Origin of the sequence: Limnohabitans sp. DCL3 (assembly GCF_048019295.1) — a bacterium.
Classification (GTDB): Bacteria; Pseudomonadota; Gammaproteobacteria; order Burkholderiales; family Burkholderiaceae_C; genus Limnohabitans_A.
The window spans coordinates 2,376,246-2,397,385 of the sequence record NZ_CP171842.1 but is presented as its reverse complement, the minus strand read 5'-3'; the positions used below and the strand labels follow the sequence as shown (position 1 = coordinate 2,397,385).

Below are 21,140 nucleotides of genomic sequence, written 5' to 3'. Positions count from 1 at the left end.
GATTGGCTTTGAAAACTGAGCCACTTTGATGGAAATTTGCATCCAAATTTGAGCCATTTCATTGGCCTATCCTGCTCAATATTCGATGCAAACACTGGCTCAGTTTGTCTGGCTAATCAACATATTTCCGTTTGATGCCACCAACGAGGCCTGGGCCTACGTTGAAAGTGGACGTGCCAAGGGCAAGGTTGTGATCAAGGTGCGTTAACGGGTGACCAAAGAACCATGCATTGATAAGGCAAGACTTTGCCGAGCGTCATAAAAAACCACCATTACTCCTTCTGCAGTCCCATATGAAAATTGAAAAATCTAGTCATCTGATTAGCGGCACTCTTCGCGCAATCACACAGAACTTTGTGCGCACTGTGCTGGGAATTTCAGTTCCAACGGTATTCATTTCAAATCCAGTGAGCGCTTCAAATTCAGTGTCGACAGGACACGCGCAAACTCTGCCAGAGGCAAACTAAGCCTTAAAAATGAATTGGAAAAATGTCCGTACACAGGAGATCACGACAGGCGGAATCACCTTCGCGTACAGAGAGTTGGGTGAGCACAATAACGGGACACCCATCGTGTTCTTGGCTCATCTCGCGGCTGTGCTGGACAACTGGGACCCGCGGGTCATGGATGGCATTGCAGCCAAGCACCATGCAAAACGCCCCGTGAGGGGCGTCTTTGTTTCACATCGGCCGACGCCGTGTCAGCGTCCGCAGAACCGAAAGCTGATATGGCCAGATAACTGCCCAAGATGGCATGCGGATGCCCCCAGGGCGACACAACGCCCCGCTGGGTGGACGTTAAAAACATCAAAAATAATCCATATAATAATCTCGCCATTTTTTCTGTCATCGAACAATTTGGCCGTGTTTTCCTCCGGTGCAGCTTTCGTCGGCTGTCGGGTATTTCTCCATCTTCCGTCCCAGGAGCCTTTATGAACTCTTGTGCGATTCGACTCGCCAAGCAACTTCAAAAAATGTTGATTGGCGTGTTGTCGGTCTTTGCTGTGTTGTCGGCCTCCACCTCACCGGCAGTTGCTCAAGAGACGCCTCCGCCCACCACTTTGACCTATCCAAAAGGTTGGACCAAGTGCGCCGATGAAGGCGGCCCATGTTGGTTCTTGGGTGATGTGCGGGATGTGGCCTTTGGCGGAAATGGGAATTTTGTTTATCTGTTGGCCGTTCAGGACAGCGTCGCGTGCACTCGCGATGAGTTCTGGGACAACGACCCTTCAAAAGGCCAGAAAAAGAGCTGCTGGTACAGCAACTTCAGATCACGGATGCGAACTGGCACGGTGTGCGCGGCCGAAGGGCAGACCTGCACCGTCACGGGCAACGGCACGGTCTGGTTTGGCGGCGGCGGGCAGTTCTACGCCAAGCAGATCACGGCTGCCCCTAACCAGCAGACCTCTGTGTATTGCCACCGCAACGTGTTCGGTGATCCGCACCAAAAAGTTGGCAAATATTGCATCTTCACGCGCTGATCGTCAGGAGCTTGCTCACCATGAATTCCACACTTTCATCGAACGTCTTGACGACCTGCGTCGTTCCTGGAGTTGCTGTGCAACGATTTTTATTGACTTTATGGCGATTTTGGATTCGGTCTGCGTCTTTTTTGGGAATTGCGACCTTGCTGGGTTTGCAAGCCCATGTCGTACAGGCTCAGACACCTCCTGCAGGCTACTACCTGGCTTGCGCTGAGGGGGCTCAGTGTGTGATTGGCCCCTTTTCCAAAGACGTCGCTTTCGGTGTAGGCACCCAGTTGAACAAGCGGGTGGGAATGAGCGGTACGTTCACATGTAACCAGGACACCTTTGGGGGAGATCCTGCGAGAAAGCAGGCGAAATATTGCTTCATCTCTATTCAAGAGTCCAGGCGCCAGGCTGTAGCGATTGGCGGTACCTACTTCAACGTCAAGCCCACGAACCAGCGTGGGTTTCCCGGCATGCCCGGTCCAAGGCGGGTGTGGTACGGCGTGGACGGCAGCTTCGTGGAAAAAGAGGTTGTGGGAAATGTGTTTTGTGGCGATCAAACTTTCGGTGATCCGGCCAGGGGTCGCTACAAGGGTTGCTTCATCTTCCAGCCTTGGTAAGCGGCTGGGACTGCGTTTGTCATTCGTCTCTTCGGTGTCGGCCTGAAAGGCCCATGCTTTGCCAGGAATCGATCATCATGAACATCACTCCAATTTTCAATCGCCCATCGACATGGCTGTTCACCCCTGCGGTGTTGGCCGCAGCGCTGGTGCTGCCCGCCTTGCCCCAAAAAGCAGAAGCCGGCTGCGATATCTCGTGTGCTTTTCGTGCAACGACCAAATCGATCAAACAAGCGGGTGACAAGGGCATCAAGTTTGCGACCCAGGTGGGCCAACAACTGGCCTCGTTTTCCAAGGATGAATTTGACAGGGTCAAAAGTGGCACCAACATGGTTGTCAATGAGTCCCGTAGCGGGCTTGAGTATGGCTACATGACCTCGATCAACACGGTCGCAGGCTTCATGGATGATTTCTTGCTGGAGGCATTGCGTTCCAATGCCAACAGTTTTCTCAGCGCGAATGAGAAAGGCGTCCACAAGGTCGTTACCACGGCAGACAAGCTGTCTGACCAAGCCCGGGCCGCGCTCAAGCGCATCACCCAAGCCATGCCCTCCAAGCAAGTGACTTCGTCGGTCAAAGCCGATATGCAATTGATTGCCGCAGAAATGGGCTTCGTTGATGCATTCAGTTCCATGGTCAATTCCTCTTGGGGCATTGGCATCAACGGTGATGTGGGTGTCGGTCCGGCTGGCGCCAACACGGGTGTCGCCATTGTGCTGGATGTCAAACCTGACAGCAGCGGTGTCATCAACGGTGCTGTGGTTTCCTCGATTGGTGCATCGGCTGGCTTGGATATCGGTGCCGGCGGCTCAGTTTCTATCTTCTGGCAGCCTGGTCGTGCCAAGGAAAGTACGGGCATGGGCCTAGGCTTTGGCATGTCCTTAGAGTCTCGTTATGGTGGTGGTGGTATTGGCTTTTCTTGGCCTATTTCCATCGACCCCAAGGACTATGCCAATGTGATGAACTTTGTGAAAAGTCGGGTGTCCACCATGGTGCCCGGTATCACCGTCTCTGTGGATATTCCGGGTTCGGTGATCACGGAATACAAAGCAAGCTATGACCTGAACGCAGGCTGGTCTCAGGTTGTGACCAGCTTCAGCATCAATCCCAACGAGTTGTGTAGCTTCGTGACATCGACCTTGGTGAGCGGACTGACCCAAACCAAGGTCAAGTCGGGCAGCGCCTGCCCGGGGGCTTCCTCAGATTCGATCTGAGCCAGTCTGTTCGCATTTCGCAAAGAACCGTGGATTTCAATGGAGACCCAGGTCTTTCTTGCGCCGGCCAATTGCCGTTAGCCGCTCACCTCGGCTTGTGCCGGAAGGTCACACCCCACTGGGCTCGGCCGTCGGTGGTGGCTCAAGCCCAACACCCATTTCAGAGTTACCAGCTCTGGCATTGATCTCGTCACCGCCCTCGAATCGCTGGTGCGCTTGAGCGATCCGATCATGTGCAGGGTTGAGACCCACCCGAATTTCAACAGCGGTTGTCTGCGCCAGGCGAAAAAAAACCCTAAGTCAGCATGTGCTTAGGGTTTTCAATTGGCGGAAGCGGTGTCAACTCAAGTCTCGGTGAGGTCTTGGGGTTCCTGGGCCTGCCTTGGCTCGTCTTGGGTGTCTAGATCCCATCCGCTTCCCTCGAGAAAGTGGCAATAAGTATCGAGCTGACTGGGCAGTCCTGGTTCAAGGCCTTATCGTCCTTGCCAACACCGCTCAAGGCCAATCACATCGCTGATGTGGGGACTCTTGGGGGGAATTTCAGGAACATAGCCCGTGAAATCTCCGCTTACCGACACCTTCGTCAGGAATTTAACTAAGCCAGGTCGCTTCACCGACCAGTCCGTCATCGGCCTTAACCTTCAGGTTAAGCGCAACGGTGGTAAATACTGGATCTTCCGATACGTCTACGCTGGAGCGCGGTTCGACCTTAGCCTGGGTGCATATCCTGGGATCACCCTGCGAGAGGCTAGGATCCGCGCGACTGCTGCACGCGCCCAGTTGAATAGAGGTGACCGACCCGAGGCCACATGGCGGGTCAAGCAGCAGATCATCAGACCCAAAGTGGCTCAAACGCCTGTACTTTTCAAGGACTATGCCGCTGATTGCATTGCCACCAAACGCGCGGAATGGCGTAACCCCAAGCATGCGGAACAGTGGACATCGACAATTGAGACGTATGCCAATCCTGTCATTGGGAACAAACCAGTCGCCAATGTAGACCTCGAGGACATACTCAAAATCTTGACCCCGATTTGGCATACGAAAACTGTCACGGCAGCGCGCCTCAGGGGGCGGATCGAATGGGTGCTAGCGTCTGCAACGACAAGAAGGCTGCGTGAAGGGCCCAACCCAGCCGCTTGGAGAGGGCTGCTCGAAACGATCCTGCCAAATCCAGACAAAATCAAGAATGAAGTGCACCACTCAGCAATGCCTTATGCAAAGGTACCGGAGTTCATCCGCCAGCTCCAAGAGCGAGATGGTGTTGCAGCCCTTGCCTTGCAGTTCCTGATTTTGAACGCAAGCAGAACCGGTGAGGTTATCGGCGGCCGGCGAGCCGAAATCTCGGAGAATGGCATCTGGACGATCCCTGGTGCCCGCATGAAGGCAGGTAAAGACCACCGTGTGCCGTTGGCGCAGCGTTCACTGGAGTTACTTCAGGTCGCGCACTCACTCGATCCTGACAGTGAGTTCCTATTTTCCTGCAATGGTAGACCACTTTCGAACATGGCAATGGCGATGCTTCTCCGTCGGATGGGGCACAAGGAAACAGTGCATGGGTTTCGCTCTTCGTTCAGGGACTGGGTATCAGAAGAAACGTTGCACAGTCCGGAGGTCGCCGAGAAGGTGCTCGCACATGCAATCCCCAACAAGGTTGAGGCGGCATACCGACGTGGTGATCTTATTGAGCCTCGTCGTCGACTCATAGAAGATTGGGCGCAATACTGCTTTACCGGATACTGTCGTAATGTCGTGAGTTTTAACGCCAAGAGACGAGCATGAACGCAGACCCTCTTTCAGTGTGGAGTGGCTTGATCGGCACCCGTGTCATCCCCGCCGTTTCAAACACAGGAGGCGCGCCAGTCCGCAAGGTGCGCGATGGGGTGCTTGTCTCACCGCCCTTGTCGCGCGAGGACGGTCACCGCAAGAAGCTTTACCTTCTATTCATTGGGCAACTCAATGCCGCACTATGTGAACGTGCGCGGACTGCTGAACGGCTGCATGAAGAAATGGAGATCCCCCTGAGCCTCCAGGCTCTGGTTTGCGAGTTCCACAAGGACGTGATACAGGCAGTTCAAAAAACTTTGGGGCGAAGCAGATCTGGCGCACCAACTACGCTTGCTGATGCCAGAAAACTCGTTTCCAAGGTCAGGGATTTTGAGTTGAAGCTCGACCTCGAGTTGACTCACGACCATATTCGCGCATTTGACCTGGCGGTGTGCATGCGAGACCTTTGCGATGACGTACGGCACTACATACGGCAGATTGAACTGACGGCTGGAATCGTATTCCTCAGGGCCAGTAAACCTTTGATCAGCAACAGGCCAACGAATTGGTCAGCCAAAAACGAACTGGCTGTTTTGATTTCGGACTTCAAGAATGCGCGTGGTGACGATGCCTGGCCTTCAGGGGCAGCTATGCGTGCCGCGCTTAAGCGGCGCGGTCATGAATGTTCCGAGCGCACTGTTCGCAGTTGGATCCAGCAGTTGAAGTCTGGATCGGCTGGGTTCTTTGTACAGCCCAAAACAAAGCGGCAATAACTATTAGTTCTTGTTCACACACCTGAGACCGATCGGCACCATATGTACATCTTTAACTCATACAAGGATGTGCATCATGGACCAGCCCAGCGCTCGCCTGCAGCCAGTCGAACAATTGCTCCGAATTCAAGGAGTCAGTGCCGCAACCACGCTCTCAAAGAGCTGCATCAACCTGTGGGTTGCCCAAGGCAAGTTCCCTCGGCCACTTAACCTTTCCAGCACTGTCAAGGTATGGCGGGCGTCTGACATACAAAGTTGGTTGGAAGAGAAGGTCGGCGACATGGAGGTTGGCCATGTCTGCTGAATCGCTGGTTTTTCACTTGAGCAGGTCCGGGGAGCTGCAGATTTTCGAGTCATCTTCCATCCCACATTTTGATGATCCGGTGCCACTGATGGCAGTTGCAGTTGCGGTCTTGTCCGCAGGCTATCACGGCATTGCAATTGACGAGCTGCAGCTTGCAAACGGACGGTACTGTCAATGCCTTGAAGTGGACCTTTCTACCCCTGAGGGCAAATTGCTGCAGGAACTCTCCCGTGTCCACGACCGCGGCGGATCAATGCCGCGTGTTCAATCGGTACTCGATGCTTTGGCCCGCGCATACGCAGCTCAGCAAAAGCATTCGGAGTGAGGAAACATATGATTTCAGCTGAAAAAATGCTTGAAACCGGATTCAGTCTCATCCCCATTCCGCTTGGCCAGAAGGGGCCGACGCTACCTGGGTGGAACACTCCTGAACGTTGCCTCACCAACCCCACCCAGCATGGCATTCTGAGTGGGAAGAATGTTGGCCTCGCACACGCGTATTGCACACCGACCCCAACATGCGCGATTGACATCGACAATTACAAGCACGCCAAGTCTTGGTTTGCCACCCATGGGATAGACCTATGCCTACTCCTGCGTGCCCCCGGGGTCGTTGTCATCTGGTCGGGGAAAAAATACAGCCTTAAAATTTTGTATCGACTCCCCCCTAGCGTGCCAGCTCTTGAGTCAAAGAAGATCAACGGTGCAGACGGGAAATCCGCCGTGGAATTTCGGTGTGCAACCAAGGACGGGAAGACCGTACAGGACGTTTTACCACCAAGCATTCACCCAGAGGGTCACAGGTATCAGTGGATGGGCGACGGTAATCCGTTGCACCTTCCCGACATCCCACCGACACTTCTTGCTCTATGGCATTTGCTGATTGCCAATGGCAGTCGAGTAGCCAACCGACTGTTCAATAGCGGGAATGCTCCCGCGCCTCGACAAGAGAGCCCACGCCAAATTGCTACCATCTGGGCCGCACTCAAGCACATCTCCGCAGACTGCGCCTATGAGCTCTGGCGAAATGTTGTCTGGGCCGTTCTGAGTACTCGATGGTCCTGTGCCGAGGACTTGGCGCAATCTTGGAGTAAGTTGGCCCCAGGTCGCTATGACGAAGATGCGTTCTGGCTGGTCGTGAACTCGTACATGCCAAACCACTCGTCCCCGATCACGGTTGGGACCATCTACCACCACGCAAGAAAAGGTGGATGGAATGGCTAATCCCACTCTATCGACACCTTTAGCTGCACTGCAACTCCGCTTTGCCATCATCGATTTGAGTGGCGAGATTCGCGTAGTCGACCAAGAACAGATCCAGCGCTTGCTTTCGGGCACGGAACTGGGGGCCCCTTCCTTTTATAAGCGTGCAGACGCCGAACTCCTGATGAAGCGGGCCATCGAAGCGCTGCCCTACCAGTGCAAACCACGTCAGGTACTTGATGAATTCTGGACATCACCAGCAACCATCGCGTATGGGGCCACGGCGTTCACGCCAGAGCCAACGCCCGCGTCAACTCTGAATTTCTGGGTCAGCCCCTCACCTCACGCAAAAGCGGGAAACTGGGTCCTTCTGAGGAATTTCTTGCGCGACATCATCTGCGCGGGAGACTATTCGACCTTCGACTACCTGATCGGGTTCATGGCCCACATGATTCAGAAGCCTGAGGAAAAACCTGGGGTCATGATCACGCTGCTTGGCGGGCAAGGAACTGGAAAGGGGGTGTATTTCAGCTTGCTGCGTGCAATCTGGCCGCGAACAACGCTGCTAGCGTCCAACATCGAGCAGATCACCGGCCGTTTTAATGCCTGCCTTGAACGCAACTTCATCATCTGCATGGATGAGGCCCTATTTGCGGGCGACCGCAGAGCGATGGACATCTTGAAGTCCATCATCACTGAGTCGATGCTCCAGATTGAGCAGAAGTTTCAGCCCACACGGACCATTCAGTCCGTCCACCGCCTTTTCGCGTCTAGCAATCACAGCCACTTCGGCAACATCGAGCTGGACGACCGTCGGTTTGTGTTCCTGAGAGTTTCGGACGCCAAACAGCAAGACACCACTTATTTTGGTGGAATCGCTGCCGCCATCAATGACCCTGCGACGATTGGCGCCTTGGTGTACTACCTCCAGCGGAAAAACTTGAGCTCCTTCGATGTGCGCAGGAAGCCGGACACGTCCGAACACCTCAAGCAGAAGTTGAAATCCCTCCAGGGATTCGACCGGTTTTGGTACGAAGTTCTTGAGACTGGCTATCTAAATGGCACTGGAAAAGACTTCGCGCTGCAAGATGACGAATGGAGTGCAACTTTATTTGTGCCAACCAGCGTTCTGGTAGATCGGTACAGGGAGTTTCATAAAAACGCCCAACGGCACCAGACCGTACAAACCGCAGAAGTGGCCGCCGCCATACAAAAACTTTGCCCTTCTGCTCAACCGGATCGGCAGATGTGGAAGCCCCCAGGAGTTGCCACCGGTAGCCAGAAGAGGGGGCTAAAACTGCCGGACCTTGCCACCGCCAGGTCCGAATTCGAGCGTGCGCTCGGGGGGAAAGTGGATTGGGAGTGACCTCTGCATGACTGTTCCCGGCAAATTGGCCACCTCTTGCCATCAGGTTTGGCTAGCGCTCAGCCTGATTTGGTGAGGGCTCCAGCTTTGTTGCCACCCTTGCCACTCATTTTGAAAAAGTAATGGAAACAAGAGTAAGAAGAGAATGTGAATTTGGGTGGCAAGGGTGGCAACCCCGCGCATGGGGTTCTTCGCGCTAATTATTTTTGGGTGATCCAGTGAGCCTCTGGCAAGGTGAAAAATAATGTCAAAGAATGATTTACAACCGAGACAGCTGCTGACGCTAGGTGGTCGCATCCATTGCAACCAGTGTCAGGCGAAGTCAAAAAGATCTGGGGTCCAGTGCCTTGGCCCAGCAGTAAAAGGGAAAAAGGTATGCAGGATGCACGGCGGTACGTCTACTGGCCCCAAGACTCCAGAAGGTCGACTACGCTGCGCTTTAGCCAAAACAATTCACGGACAGGAAACTGCTCAAATTCGCATGGAACGCAGTCTTGCTTCTGCCAGACTTGCAGTTCTGGAGTCCGTTGGGCATGCTCTTGGTTTGCTCAAAGGTCCAAGAACGCGAGGTCGCAAACCAAACCAGATGCATAAGGCATATCCGGGACTTCAGGCTGCTGCTCTGATTCATTTGAAAAAACAAGCACAGGAGTAGTGGCGGCCATTTATCTCATCTGCCCGCACTGCAGCTGACCTTCTTAAAAATCATCAAATCTATCTCGGGATCTGCTTGAACCGACCCCAAAGTCATCCCGAGGGTTGTTGAAAACTGCACCAAGGCCGGTCGCAGTACTCCCCGTACGTGTACTTCCATCGCTGCTGAAACTGCCGGTCTGAGTGAATACCGAACCATCAGATCCAACGGTCGTAGAACCCATGCGCGTGTAAGTGGTGCCGTCTGACGACACGCTGGTCGTGTCGGAGACCTTCTGGATCGTCTCCCCTTGGTCAGAAAACGCGAACCTACCCAAGATTTGCCAGAACGACATAGCCAGCTCCTTTCATGCTGTCCGCTGGATGAAACCCCAGAAGACCTTCAGATTAGATCCTAACGTCTGGCTCATCCAGTGAGCCAGGCTACCAGCACAATATTTCAATCCTTCAACCACAGATTGAAAATTTTGCACTATGCTGGCGTTTCCTACCACCCATCTGGCCAAGACCATGCCATCCAGCACCGCTGAAAACGCCATCATGACCATCGGGGAAGTCGCCGACTACCTCAAGGTCACCGAGCGAACAATCTATCGGCTAGCGGGAGCCAAGCAAATTCCAGCCTTCAAAGTCGGAGGAAGTTGGCGCTTCTCTAAGGCAGACATTGACGGGTGGATTCGGGAGCAGTCAACGATTTCCCAATCAGCCACTGGCATCAGCCAAGACTGAGGGACAAGAAGTATGCAAACCATTCCTGAAATCGGTCAGCTGGTTATCGCTCGTAAGCGGCCGTTTGTTGTTACAGAAATATCACCGGCGGCGCACGGGATAGGTAACGATGCACTGAGACGAAATCACTTAATCAAATTGTCGTCCGTAGAAGACGATGGTCTAGGTGAGCAACTGGAGGTTATCTGGGAGTTGGAGCCCGGAACGACGGTGTATGAAAAGCCGTCACTGCCCGCACCCTCCAGCTTTGACCAGCCCAAACATCTCCAGGCGTTTCTTGATGCCGTTCGATGGGGAGCCGTGTCTCAGGCAGATGACAAAGCCCTGCAGTCCCCGTTTCGCAGCGGTATCGAGGTCGACGACTATCAGCTGGACCCAGTGGTTCGGGCCTTGCAGATGCCTCGGGTCAATCTGCTAATTGCCGATGACGTGGGTTTGGGTAAAACGATTGAAGCTGGGCTGGTGGTCCAGGAGATGATCCTGCGGCACAGGGTCAGGTCTGTGCTGATCGTCTGCCCATCGTCTCTGCAGGTTCAGTGGAAAGAGGAGATGCGGGATAAGTTCGGCTTGGATTTCCGCATCATCGACAGCGAGACCATTAGCCAACTGCGCCGCAAACGGGGTATCCACGTCAATCCCTGGACTCACTTCCCAAGGTTGATCACGTCGGTGGACTTTCTCAAGAGGGAACGCCAGCTTCGGACCTTCCGTGAAACGCTGCCTGCCGGTGATCAGCCGACTTTCCCACGGGCCTATGACTTAATGATCGTGGACGAGGCGCACAACGTGGCACCGTCAGGCCGCGGCAAATACGCCACAGATTCCATGCGCACTCAGGCCATCCGCTCGGTGGCAGCGCATTTCGAGCACAAGCTGTTCCTGTCAGCCACCCCGCACAACGGCTATCGCGAAAGCTTTGCGGCTTTGCTAGAGTTGTTGGACAGCCAACGTTTTGCTCGTGCTGTCACGCCCGATCGAAATCAGCTGGATGCAGTGATGGTTCGCCGCATGAAGGACGAGCTCAAACTGCGCTGGGATGGCAGCCGCCGGTTCGCTGAGCGCAAGGTCCGCCATCTGGAGGTTCCGTACACCAACGAAGAGCGCCAAGCTCATCATGACCTACAGGCTTACTCTGTGCTGCGCCTCAAGAACGCCGCCAGTGATGGGGAGCGCATGGCTGCCGAGTTCGTGCTGAAGCTGCTGAAGAAGCGGCTGTTTTCCTCACCAGCTGCGTTTGGCATCACCCTCGAAAAGCACATCAACACCGTGGGCGCTCGCAAGGTATCCGCGGCCATCAGCCGTGACATCGACGACTTTGACGATGACTACGCTGATGACCAAGAATACGAAGACCAGACTGCAGAGGTTGTGGGCACGGTCAGCCAGGCACTGTCACCACTGACCGGTGAAGAGCGAGGTTTGCTCAAACAACTGAGCGATTACGCCGCCAAGGCCACACTGCGCGCAGACTGCAAAGCGCAGACGTTGATCAACTGGCTCCAAACCCGCCTGCGTCCCAGCGGGAAGTGGAACAACGAACGAGTAATCCTTTTCACCGAGTACCGCGCTACCCAAAAGTGGCTGTACGACCTGCTGGCCCGCGAAGGCTTTGCCGAAGAGGGCCGCTTGGAAATGATCTACGGCGGAATGCCCAACGATCAGCGTGAGCCCATCAAAGCCGCTTTCCAGGCCCACCCTGAGGAATCCAAGGTGCGTATTCTGCTGGCCACTGACGCGGCTTCAGAAGGCTTAAATCTGCAGAACCACTGTTCCAAGTTGATTCACATTGAAATCCCCTGGAACCCCAATCGCATGGAGCAGCGCAACGGCCGAGTGGACCGACATGGTCAGAAGTCTGATGAAGTGTCGATCTTCCACTTCGTTGGACAAGGGTTTGACTCAGCCAAAACATCCGGCAAGGTGGGAGATCTGGATGCTGACCTTGAGTTCTTGATGCGTGCGGCACTTAAGGTCGAGACCATCCGGGAAGACCTGGGCAAAGTGGGACCAGTCATTGCCAACCAGGTGGAAGAGGCCATGCTGGGCCGTAGGTCGCAACTGGACACAACCCGCGCGGAACTGGATGCGGAACCCGTTCGCCGCATGCTGAAGTTTGAGCGCAAGCTGCGTGATCAGCAGGAAATCCTTCGTCATAGGCTGGAAAAGCTGGCAGCCCAACTGCACGAAACCCAGCAGGACCTCAACCTCACCCCGGACCATGTGGAAAACGTCGTCAGGGTGGGCTTGGAGCTGGCTGAGCAGCCTGGCTTGATTCCGGTTGAAGTTCCTGGCATCTGGCCCGACCCCACTGGTTTGAGAAAGACCTGTCCGGTGTTCCGCGTGCCTGCGCTGTCCAATAGCTGGGCGCAATGTACCGACGGACTTGCTCACCCTCACACCAAAAAGCTTCGTCCCATCGTGTTTGACCCGGCCCTGGCAGCAGGCCGTGATGACCTGGTGTTGGCCCACCTGAACCACCGGCTGGTACAAATGTGCCTGCGCTTACTAAGGGCCGAAATCTGGTCCCTGGGCAGTCGGTCTAAACACCTGTCCAGGGTATCGGCCTGCGTGGTGGATGACTCTGCTTTGAGTCACCCCGTGGTGATTGCTCACGGCCGCATTGTGGTGCTGGGGGGCGACAACCACCGTCTGCACGAAGAGGTCATCACGGCCGGTGGAGCGCTGATTGAGGGTCGCTTCCAGCGCTTGAATGTTAGCGAAGCCAAAGCCGCTTTGGCATCAACCACTGAGCAACCAGTGTCCGAGGCTATTCAAGCGCGTTTCAAGGCCTTGTGGCCCAAGTACCAGGACTCGCTCATCAACGCCCTTGAATCCCGCAAGGTGGAACGCACCAAGAACCTTGAGAAACACTTGGAAGAGTTGGCCGAGAAAGAAGTGAACAAGCTCACCACCGTGATGACCGAACTGCAACGTGCCATCCAGTCCGAGCTGGAGCGCAAAGACGGCCCCCAGATGTTTTTGGACCTGGGGGGTGACGAACCCGGTAAACAACAGCGCGAACGAGACCTATCCGCTCTTCGCCGCCGATTGAACGAGATACCCGAAGAAATCCAGCGTGAGTCGACACACATCCGCTCACGCTTTGCCACCCCCACGGCACGTCTGTTCCCAGTGGCCGTCACGTGGTTGATACCGCGGCGGGCTGTGATGCAAGTGGCAGGAGGTCAAGCATGAGTACCGCCCGCCACCACGCCGACTGGCTTTCACTGGTTGAGGTCTCCGGCCCCTTTGTCTCACTGCCAGTCTTGCTGCGTACCTTCCCGCAAGGACTTGAAGCCCGCGACCCGGCCCAAGCCAAACAACTCAGGGCAGCCTACGAAGACTGGCAAGACAACCCGGCAGCACCAGGTAAACAACGCGCTTGGGTGCTGCATGTGCTCGGTGAATTGTTGGGTTATCCCGCCAGCCAGATTGCAGAAGGCCAATCCCTGCCCGCAGGCTTAGAAGCCAACATGGCAGAGCAAGGCGAAACCCTCCGCCCTGACTTTGCCTTGATCGGCCCGGCAGGGACCAACGCAGTTGGACAGGCCCAACTGCTGATCAGCAGCTACCCCGCAGCACAGCCCCTGGATAAGCCGGTCATTGGCAAGCACTGGAAAGCCACCCCGGCTACGCGGATGATGGAACTGCTGCATGGCACAAACGTGCCACTGGGGCTGGTGACCAATGGGGAGCAATGGATGCTGGTCTACGCCCCCCGCGGTGAGACCACCGGGTATGCGTCTTGGTTCGGCGCCCTTTGGCTGGACGAACCCATTACCCTGCGCGCCTTCCAGTCTCTCATGGGCGTCCGGCGTTTCTTCGGCGTGGCGGCCGACAACACCTTGCTGGCCCTCTTGAAAGAAAGCGCCTCCGACCAACAGGAAGTCACCGATCAGCTGGGCTATCAGGTGCGCGAAGCGGTGGAAGTGCTGGTGCAGTCGTTTGATGCCATCCACCAGGAAAGCCAAGGCGTGGCCCTCAAAGGCGTACCGCCCACGATGGTGTATGACGCTGCACTGACCATCATGATGCGGTTGGTCTTCTTGTTTTCTGCGGAAGAGCGTGGGTTGCTGCACCTGGGCAAGCCCCTGTATGACGACAACTACGCCGTCTCTACCCTGCAAGAACAATTGCAGGAAGTGGCTGACCAAAATGGTGAAGAGGTGCTGGAGCGTCGTTACGACGCTTGGACCCGCCTGCTCGCCACCTTCCGTGCGGTGCATGGCGGTATTCAGCACCAGGACTTGTTGATGCAAGCCTATGGCGGCTCACTGTTTGATCCCGACCGCTACCCCTTCCTGGAAGGGCGCGCCGCGGGTTCCAACTGGCGCGGTCAGTCGGCAGAGCCATTGCCGGTGAATAACCGCGTCGTGCTGCACTTGCTCAACTCCCTTCAGCGACTGCGTATCAAGACCGGGGGGGCTGCCGAAACCCGTCGTGTTTCTTTCCGTGCCCTGGGAGTGGAACAGATTGGTCACGTGTACGAAGGTTTGCTGGACCATACCGCCCAACGGGCAACCGAGGTGGTCCTGGGCATCCGAGGAACCCGAAGCAAAGAACCTGAGATCCCGCTATCCACCTTGGAGCTACTGCTGGCCAAGGGTGAGGATGCGCTGCTGGAGTACCTGAAAGAAGAAACGGGCCGATCATTGCCAGCCCTGCGCAAAGAACTGAACAGCTCCAGCGTTCTGGACGAACACAAGCTGCTGGTGGCCTGCCGTCAAGACGAAGCCCTGCTGGCCCGCCTGCGCCCGTTTGTGGGCCTCATTCGTGAAGATTCCTTCGAGCGCCCCTGGGTGGTGTTGCCCGGCAGCGTGTTTGTGACCACGGGCACTACCCGCCGCAGCACAGGTACGCACTACACCCCGCCATCGCTCACCGAGCCCATCGTTCGCCATACCCTGGAGCCATTGGTTTACTCCGGCCCGTCAGAGGGCTTGCCCAAGGAGCAGTGGAAGCTCAAGTCACCCAAAGAGATCTTGGAACTCAAGGTCTGCGACATGGCAATGGGATCTGGTGCCTTCTTGGTGCAGGCCTGCCGCTACCTTGCAGAACGGCTAGTAGAAGCATGGGAAAACGAAGAGAAGGCCCACCCTGGGCAAGTATTGATCACGCCGGACGGCAAGTTATCTGATGGATCCCCCACTGAGCGACTGGTGCCTATTGAGGCGGCTGAGCGCATTGCGATTGCTCGTCGTGTTGTGGCTGACCGTTGCCTGTATGGAGTCGACATCAACCCCATGGCCGTGGAGATGGCCAAGCTGTCCATGTGGTTGATCACTGTCGATAAGAGCAGGCCCTTTACCTTTATTGACCATGCATTCAAGTGCGGTGATTCTTTATTGGGCATTACCTCTTTGAAGCAGCTTGAGAACTTCAGCATGCGCACTGACGGCGGCAAGCAACGAGCATTCGCCACTCAAAATTTATTGCGACACATAGATGAGGCGAAGAAGAAGCGCGAAACGCTGGAGGCTATGCCCTCGGACACGCCTGAGCAGATTTTGACAAAGACTAAGCTTTATGCCGAGGCAGAAGACGCCGTAGCGATACTCAGCGCGACGGCAGATCTCTTAATCTCTTTAGAACTCAAAGGGTTGAAAGGCCGTACTTACGATTCGGAGAGAGAGGTAATCTCTGATCGCATTGCAACCTGCTTTGAGGTAGGGATTGGTGCATTAAAAGAGTATGCCAAACACAGTTCGGGCGAAAAAAATTTCCTTCACTGGATAATCTCATTCCCAGAGGTTATGCAAAAAGGTGGTTTTGATGCATTCATAGGAAATCCTCCATTTGCCGGAGGGAAGAAATTATCAGGGTTATTTGGTTCAGATTACAGGGAGTACTTGGTTTCAATTATTGCCAATCAGGTAAAAGGTAATGCTGATTTGAGCGCTTTCTTTCTGCTAAGAATTGCAGATTTGCTCAACTCTTGTGGCATGTCTGGAATTATCACAACAAACACTATTGCTCAGGGAGATACAAGAGATGTTGGCCTTGATCAATTGGTTGCAAGAGGATTGGATATACCAAGAGCAATTCAATCTATGAGCTGGCCAGGAGTCGCGGCAATTGATGTGTCCTTATTATGGTTATCCAAAAGAAAGTGGCTTGGCCCCTTTTTACTTGACGACGCCAAAGTTAGCTACATAAGTAGCATGTTGAAAGTGCCCGGAAAGATCGATGGTAGACCTTTTCGTTTGGCAAGAAATTCCGATAACTCATATCAAGGATGTGTGGTCTTGGGAAAAGGCTTTGTTTTGAATCCTCATGAGGCAGATTTATTGAAGAGAAAATCCCCGAAAAATATTGATTGCCTCTCGCTATATCTGAACGGTGATGACTTAAATTCAAGGGTGGATCAGTCTGCAAGCAGATATGTTATTAACTTCAAAGATTGGCCTTTAAAACGCACCAATTGTGGTTCTTGGGTTGAATCTACAGATATAGAAAAAAAGGCATGGCTGAGGGCGGGTGTAGTTCCCGATGATTATCCTGATCCTGTGGCCAGTGACTATCCAGATCTTTTGGATATTCTTGATAAAGAGGTAAGACCCGTCAGGGCGTTAGTAAAGAGGCCTGTATATCGAGATATCTGGTGGCAATTTGCCGAAAAGCAAAAATCCTTGTATTCGCGAATTTCCGGATTGAAAAAAGTTCTCGTGAAGACTCAAGTCAGTTCGTCATGGGCTTTTGAATATGTTAACAACGGAATAGTCTTTGATCAGCGTGTCGCTGTGCTTTGCGATAATCCTTTGGCTTTGCTACAAAGTTCAATACATTGGACATGGAGTACGCATTACGGCTCAAGTATGCGCAATGCTGGTTACAACTATGCACTAACAGACTGTTTCGAAACTTTCCCATTTCCTGAAGATGTTTCTTGTTTGGAGACTATTGAAAATATATTTTTAAAAAAAAGGCGTGAATTATTGGATAAGTATCAGATCGGTCTTACCACCTTGGATAATTTTATTAATGACCCTTCTAATCAAAGTGAAGATGTTGTCCAGTTTCGCTCAGTCATAGTTGATTTGGACTACAAAGTTGCCAGAGCATATGGCTGGGAAGACCTTGATCTCTGTCACGGTTTCCAAGAAACCAAGCAGGGCATCCGTTTCACCATCTCCGAACTTACCCGCGGCGAGGTACTAGATCGCTTGCTGGCGCTCAACCATCAGCGTTACGCAGAGGAAGTGGCCGTAGGTTTGCACAACAAGAAGTCTGCACAGCCCGCAAAAACTCAGAACATCTCTGTGGCTGTGGATGCCAACCTTCAAGACGACCTGTTTGACCAAGAGCCGATAGCCGCCACTCCACTTCATCTTCCCGCATCAGGCCCCAGCTCAGTCGTCGAATACCTTCGTGCGAACCCTGGCTGGCACAGTAAGGATGGCATCCTCACCGCCACTGGTTTTCCTGATAACCGATGGAACGTCGCCATTCGTGAGTTGATGGACAGCGGCCAAGTAATCCGCCAAGGCGAAAAGCGTGGTGCCAAATACCGCTTTGCGGAAACTCAAAACTGATTAAGGGGACCACAAAATGAGCTTGAAACCACCCAGTCCGTCTGAAATTCGAAATGAGCTGACGGATATGGTCATTCGCGACCTGCTGGGCCCTGCCGGTGGCCCAGAGGAGGAGCTGAGCCAGTTCGAAGATCACGCCTACCAGCGCTATCTTGTGGGCATGCTGGCTCCCAAAGACAGCGCGGTAGACCCCAGTGAGCAAGACGAACTGGGGGCGGGTGGCGGTGATGATGGGGAAGAGGGTGCCGCGGAGTCAGGCGTTCCAGCGGGTGGGACTTATTTCCCTTCGTCTATGGGCTTGAGTTTTGTGGTGGCGGCTGATACTCAGCAGCTTGTTGTGGAAGCCGAGTGGGGCCAGTACCTGCGAATGAAAAGCACCACCCAGGTCAACCGCGACGGTAATCCTGCCAATGTGTGGAAGCGGTTTCCGGTCGTGACGCCACCGTTGGTGCTGGACCTGAAGGACGGCATGCTCAAAACTAAGGAGGTGCATGTTGATCATCCTCTGGTGCAGCTTCAAGGTCGTATGCGCCTGACCGCGGATGGTTGGGTTGTCACCTTGTTCCTGGTCAACCAGCAAACCGAGCGAACCCGCGCTGGCGAGCCCCGGGACGAGGTGTGGCTGTTTCAACCCAAGCTGCGTATTCATGGCATAGATGGTGAGCCCATCTTTGTGCAGCGCAAGAGTGCCAAGGCCAACTTGTCGAAGATGGACCTCCTGACCAGGGAGGAAACCGAAACCCTGGAGATGCTGTATCGGCATCAGCGCGAGTTTGCGGTGGGGCATGGCATATCAATCCATGCTACCCTGCCTGAACCATTGGCCGAGCGAGCCACACAGGTTGAGACCGAGTGGGTCCCCCAGTTTGAGGTGCCCCAGCAGACGCCCCGTTCCGCGGCTGACGACGAAAACTTGAACGGCGTAGTGATGGACATGAAGGAGCTGGCTGAATTGCCCAAGCCGGGTCTGATTGCCAGCCTGCGCCATATCGAGACGGCCTACCGTGTCTGGATCAAGATGGAGGCTGCCAAGCTAACGCTCCCCTCGGAGCGGCTGGCTGGTCATGAGGATGCGGCCCAACTGGCAGTCCAGCGGTGTACCCGGGCACTGCAGCGCATCAAAGAGGGCATTGACCTGATTGACCAAAACCCGATGGCCGAGGAGGCGTTTCGGTTTGCCAACCGGGCTATGTGGCAACAGCGCATTCACTCCACTTTCGCTCGTAAGGTTCGCAAGAAGGAGCGGGAGATTGACCAAGGCTTTGCTGACCTGGACCAAGACCCCAGGAACCGAAGCTGGCGTTTGTTTCAGTTGGCTTTTGTGCTACTCAACCTGCCCAGCTTGAGCGATTTGCACCATCACGACCGAAGTCACGAGACGGAGGCCGTCGCAGACCTGCTGTGGTTTGCCACCGGTGGTGGTAAGACCGAAGCATATTTGGGTCTGACCGCCTATACCTTGGCCCTGCGCCGCTTGCAGGGTGTGATGGAAGGCCGCTGCGGCGATCATGGTGTGGCGGTGTTGATGCGTTACACCCTTCGCCTGCTAACGCTGCAACAGTTTCAACGGGCAGCCGCGTTGATCTGTGCGTGTGAATCCATCCGGCGCGTTGATGTGGCCAAGTGGGGAGAGACACCGTTCCGTCTGGGCCTGTGGGTGGGGGGGAAGACGACCCCTAATTCCCTGTCCGGCGCCGCCAATGCCCTGCGACAACGCAATGTAGGTGGGGCACCCTCTTCAAATGGTAGCCCGTTGCAGATCACTTCCTGCCCCTGGTGTGGCTGTGAGATCAAGGAAAAACACCTGAAGGTGTACGAGGCACCCAGCGACATAGGTCGCTGCGTGACGTACTGTGGCGATGACCTGGGCCGTTGTGAGTTCACCGAGGCGCGTGCACCGCGTGCAGGCCTGCCGGTGATGGTGGTGGACGAAGAGATTTACCGTCGTCCTCCCTCGCTGCTGATTGCCACCGTCGACAAGTTTGCCCAGATGCCCTGGAACGGCTTGACCCAGATGCTGTTTGGCAAGGTCACCGAGGTCTGTGACCGGCATGGTTTCCTGTCGCCTGAAGTCGAGGACGGGCAGCATCACCCAGCCCGCAATGGTTTGCCATCGGTGAAGAACCGTCCGCACAATTTCTTGCGTCCGCCGGACTTGATCATCCAGGACGAGTTGCACCTGATCAGTGGGCCATTGGGTTCCATGGTGGGGTTGTACGAGGCCGCTGTAGATGAACTCTGCTCATGGACCGTGGACGGGAAGAAGGTGCGCCCCAAAGTGGTGGCATCAACCGCGACGATCCGTCGTGCACCAGATCAGGTGCAAAAGCTGTTCGTGCGCAAGCTGGAGGTGTTTCCACCACAGGGCACCAGCATTCGCGACAGCTTCTTTGCCATCCAGCGACCCACTGGGCCCGATTACCCTGGTCGCCGGTACCTGGGTATCAGCGCTTTTGGCCGCAGGTATCCAGTGGCCATGATTCGTACCTATGTGGCGCACATGGCAGCCGCACAGGTGCTGTACGAGAAGTACGACCGCCTGGCAGACCCGTACATGACCTTGACGGGCTACTTCAACTCCATTCGGGAATTAGCAGGTACTCGACGCCTGGTGGAAGACGACATCAAGGCCCGCTTGCGGGATGCGGATCAACGCGGCTTGGCCAAACGTCGGGTGCGGGCTTTGGAGGAACTGACGTCCCGCAAGTCAGGTACTGACATCCCCAAGATCCTAGAGCGGCTGGAGGCGATGTTTGACAAGTCGCTGGAGGCGCAACGGGCAGCCGAGCGCAAAGCGGGCAGCAAGGTGAGCTCTGCTGTGCCGTATGACGTGATCCTCGCCACCAACATGATTTCAGTGGGGGTGGACATTGAACGTCTGGGCTTGATGGTAGTGGCTGGTCAACCCAAGAACACCTCCGAATACATCCAGGCCACCAGCCGCGTGGGGCGCTCAGCCAGCGGCCCTGGATTGGTGAGCACGGTATTCAATTGGGCGCGTCCGCGGGACTTGTCACACTATGAGCGGTTTGAGCATTACCACGAGACGTTCTACAAGCATGTGGAAGCACTGTCGGTAACGCCATTCTCAGCCAGAGCGTTGGACCGCGGTCTGACCGGTGTAATGGTTGGGCTGATGCGTTTGATGGATGAGCACCTGAACGCCAACCTGAAGGCGGGAGAGGTGCAAGACACCGACCCAGTGTGGGCAGCGGTATTTGACATGCTGAGCGAACGCGGAGTGAACGCCACACATGACGCCACAGTGGGGGTGCGCATCAGGGACATGCTGGACCGCAGACGAGATGAATGGTTGCAGCGCGTCCACAACCAGAAGGATCACAAGCTCGGCTACAAGTCAGAAGGTGGTGCCACCGTGGGCCTGCTGGAGCAGGCAGGCGAAAACGATTGGCAGATGTTCACCTGCCTGAATTCCCTGCGCGATGTGGAGGGCACTGTCGATTTGGTGCTGGATCAACGCACAACAGGCCTGCGGGCGGATTGAGAGAA

At 55.0% G+C, this 21,140-nt stretch carries 14 protein-coding genes and 2 pseudogenes; all 16 read left to right on the top strand.

Annotation, left to right across the window (positions count from 1 at the left end; all coding sequences use genetic code 11):
• Window positions 1–121: 121 nt before the first annotated feature.
• A pseudogene (locus ACHEXK_RS10990) lies at window positions 122–208 on the top strand (zinc-binding dehydrogenase); the annotation flags it as partial.
• 268 nt (window positions 209–476) lie between these two features.
• Window positions 477–650 (top strand): annotated as a pseudogene (locus ACHEXK_RS10985) (alpha/beta hydrolase); the annotation flags it as partial.
• Window positions 651–790: 140 nt separating this feature from the next.
• Window positions 791–1,480 carry a hypothetical protein gene (locus tag ACHEXK_RS10980; RefSeq protein WP_416548985.1) on the top strand — a complete coding sequence of 230 codons (690 nt, stop codon included), beginning with the start codon at window positions 791–793 and terminating at the stop codon, window positions 1,478–1,480.
• Between the two features lie 20 nt (window positions 1,481–1,500).
• Window positions 1,501–2,088 (top strand): hypothetical protein, encoded by a 588-nt coding sequence (locus ACHEXK_RS10975; RefSeq protein WP_416546116.1) that lies wholly within the window; start codon window positions 1,501–1,503, stop codon window positions 2,086–2,088.
• 77 nt (window positions 2,089–2,165) lie between these two features.
• Window positions 2,166–3,302 carry a hypothetical protein gene (locus ACHEXK_RS10970; RefSeq protein ID WP_416546114.1) on the top strand — a complete coding sequence of 379 codons (1,137 nt, stop codon included), beginning with the start codon at window positions 2,166–2,168 and terminating at the stop codon, window positions 3,300–3,302.
• A 555-nt stretch (window positions 3,303–3,857) separates the two neighbouring features.
• Window positions 3,858–5,084 (top strand): tyrosine-type recombinase/integrase, encoded by a 1,227-nt coding sequence (locus ACHEXK_RS10965; RefSeq protein ID WP_416546112.1) that lies wholly within the window; start codon window positions 3,858–3,860, stop codon window positions 5,082–5,084.
• Window positions 5,081–5,842 (top strand): hypothetical protein, encoded by a 762-nt coding sequence (locus ACHEXK_RS10960; RefSeq protein WP_416546110.1) that lies wholly within the window; start codon window positions 5,081–5,083, stop codon window positions 5,840–5,842. Before ACHEXK_RS10965 ends, ACHEXK_RS10960 begins: the two co-directional genes overlap by 4 nt.
• Window positions 5,843–5,909: 67 nt before the next feature.
• Window positions 5,910–6,146: a helix-turn-helix transcriptional regulator gene (locus ACHEXK_RS10955; protein WP_416546108.1), complete on the top strand. Its 237-nt coding sequence runs from the start codon at window positions 5,910–5,912 to the stop codon at window positions 6,144–6,146.
• Window positions 6,136–6,471, top strand: coding sequence for a hypothetical protein (locus tag ACHEXK_RS10950; protein WP_416546106.1), 336 nt, complete (start codon window positions 6,136–6,138; stop codon window positions 6,469–6,471). The genes ACHEXK_RS10955 and ACHEXK_RS10950 overlap by 11 nt, the downstream gene beginning before the upstream one ends.
• A gap of 8 nt (window positions 6,472–6,479) precedes the next feature.
• Complete coding sequence (locus ACHEXK_RS10945) at window positions 6,480–7,370, top strand: bifunctional DNA primase/polymerase (protein WP_416546104.1); 891 nt, start codon at window positions 6,480–6,482, stop codon at window positions 7,368–7,370.
• Window positions 7,363–8,715, top strand: a complete 1,353-nt coding sequence (locus ACHEXK_RS10940; protein WP_416546102.1) for a primase-helicase family protein — start codon at window positions 7,363–7,365, stop codon at window positions 8,713–8,715. Before ACHEXK_RS10945 ends, ACHEXK_RS10940 begins: the two co-directional genes overlap by 8 nt.
• A 244-nt stretch (window positions 8,716–8,959) precedes the next feature.
• Window positions 8,960–9,370 (top strand): HGGxSTG domain-containing protein, encoded by a 411-nt coding sequence (locus ACHEXK_RS10935; RefSeq protein WP_416546100.1) that lies wholly within the window; start codon window positions 8,960–8,962, stop codon window positions 9,368–9,370.
• A 509-nt stretch (window positions 9,371–9,879) separates the two neighbouring features.
• Window positions 9,880–10,098, top strand: a complete 219-nt coding sequence (gene mads1 / locus ACHEXK_RS10930; protein WP_416546099.1) for a methylation-associated defense system helix-turn-helix domain-containing protein MAD1 — start codon at window positions 9,880–9,882, stop codon at window positions 10,096–10,098.
• A 12-nt stretch (window positions 10,099–10,110) separates the two neighbouring features.
• Entirely contained in the window at window positions 10,111–13,293 is a 3,183-nt protein-coding gene (gene drmD, locus ACHEXK_RS10925) for a DISARM system SNF2-like helicase DrmD (RefSeq protein WP_416546097.1), read from the top strand.
• Window positions 13,290–17,630 (top strand): Eco57I restriction-modification methylase domain-containing protein, encoded by a 4,341-nt coding sequence (locus ACHEXK_RS10920; RefSeq protein ID WP_416546095.1) that lies wholly within the window; start codon window positions 13,290–13,292, stop codon window positions 17,628–17,630. The genes drmD and ACHEXK_RS10920 overlap by 4 nt, the downstream gene beginning before the upstream one ends.
• A gap of 16 nt (window positions 17,631–17,646) precedes the next feature.
• A complete protein-coding gene (gene drmA, locus ACHEXK_RS10915; RefSeq protein WP_416546093.1) occupies window positions 17,647–21,135 on the top strand; it encodes a DISARM system helicase DrmA in 3,489 nt (1,162 codons plus the stop codon).
• Window positions 21,136–21,140 lie beyond the last annotated feature (5 nt).

Coding starts and splice junctions, on each gene's coding strand:
- ACHEXK_RS10950 (WP_416546106.1), top strand. CDS start 6,136: ATGTCTGCTGAATCGCTGGTTTTTCACTTGAGCAGGTCCGGGGAGCTG.
- ACHEXK_RS10955 (WP_416546108.1), top strand. CDS start 5,910: ATGTGCATCATGGACCAGCCCAGCGCTCGCCTGCAGCCAGTCGAACAA.
- ACHEXK_RS10920 (WP_416546095.1), top strand. CDS start 13,290: ATGAGTACCGCCCGCCACCACGCCGACTGGCTTTCACTGGTTGAGGTC.
- drmD (WP_416546097.1), top strand. CDS start 10,111: ATGCAAACCATTCCTGAAATCGGTCAGCTGGTTATCGCTCGTAAGCGG.
- ACHEXK_RS10975 (WP_416546116.1), top strand. CDS start 1,501: ATGAATTCCACACTTTCATCGAACGTCTTGACGACCTGCGTCGTTCCT.
- mads1 (WP_416546099.1), top strand. CDS start 9,880: ATGCCATCCAGCACCGCTGAAAACGCCATCATGACCATCGGGGAAGTC.
- ACHEXK_RS10945 (WP_416546104.1), top strand. CDS start 6,480: ATGATTTCAGCTGAAAAAATGCTTGAAACCGGATTCAGTCTCATCCCC.
- ACHEXK_RS10960 (WP_416546110.1), top strand. CDS start 5,081: ATGAACGCAGACCCTCTTTCAGTGTGGAGTGGCTTGATCGGCACCCGT.
- drmA (WP_416546093.1), top strand. CDS start 17,647: ATGAGCTTGAAACCACCCAGTCCGTCTGAAATTCGAAATGAGCTGACG.
- ACHEXK_RS10935 (WP_416546100.1), top strand. CDS start 8,960: ATGTCAAAGAATGATTTACAACCGAGACAGCTGCTGACGCTAGGTGGT.
- ACHEXK_RS10940 (WP_416546102.1), top strand. CDS start 7,363: ATGGCTAATCCCACTCTATCGACACCTTTAGCTGCACTGCAACTCCGC.
- ACHEXK_RS10970 (WP_416546114.1), top strand. CDS start 2,166: ATGAACATCACTCCAATTTTCAATCGCCCATCGACATGGCTGTTCACC.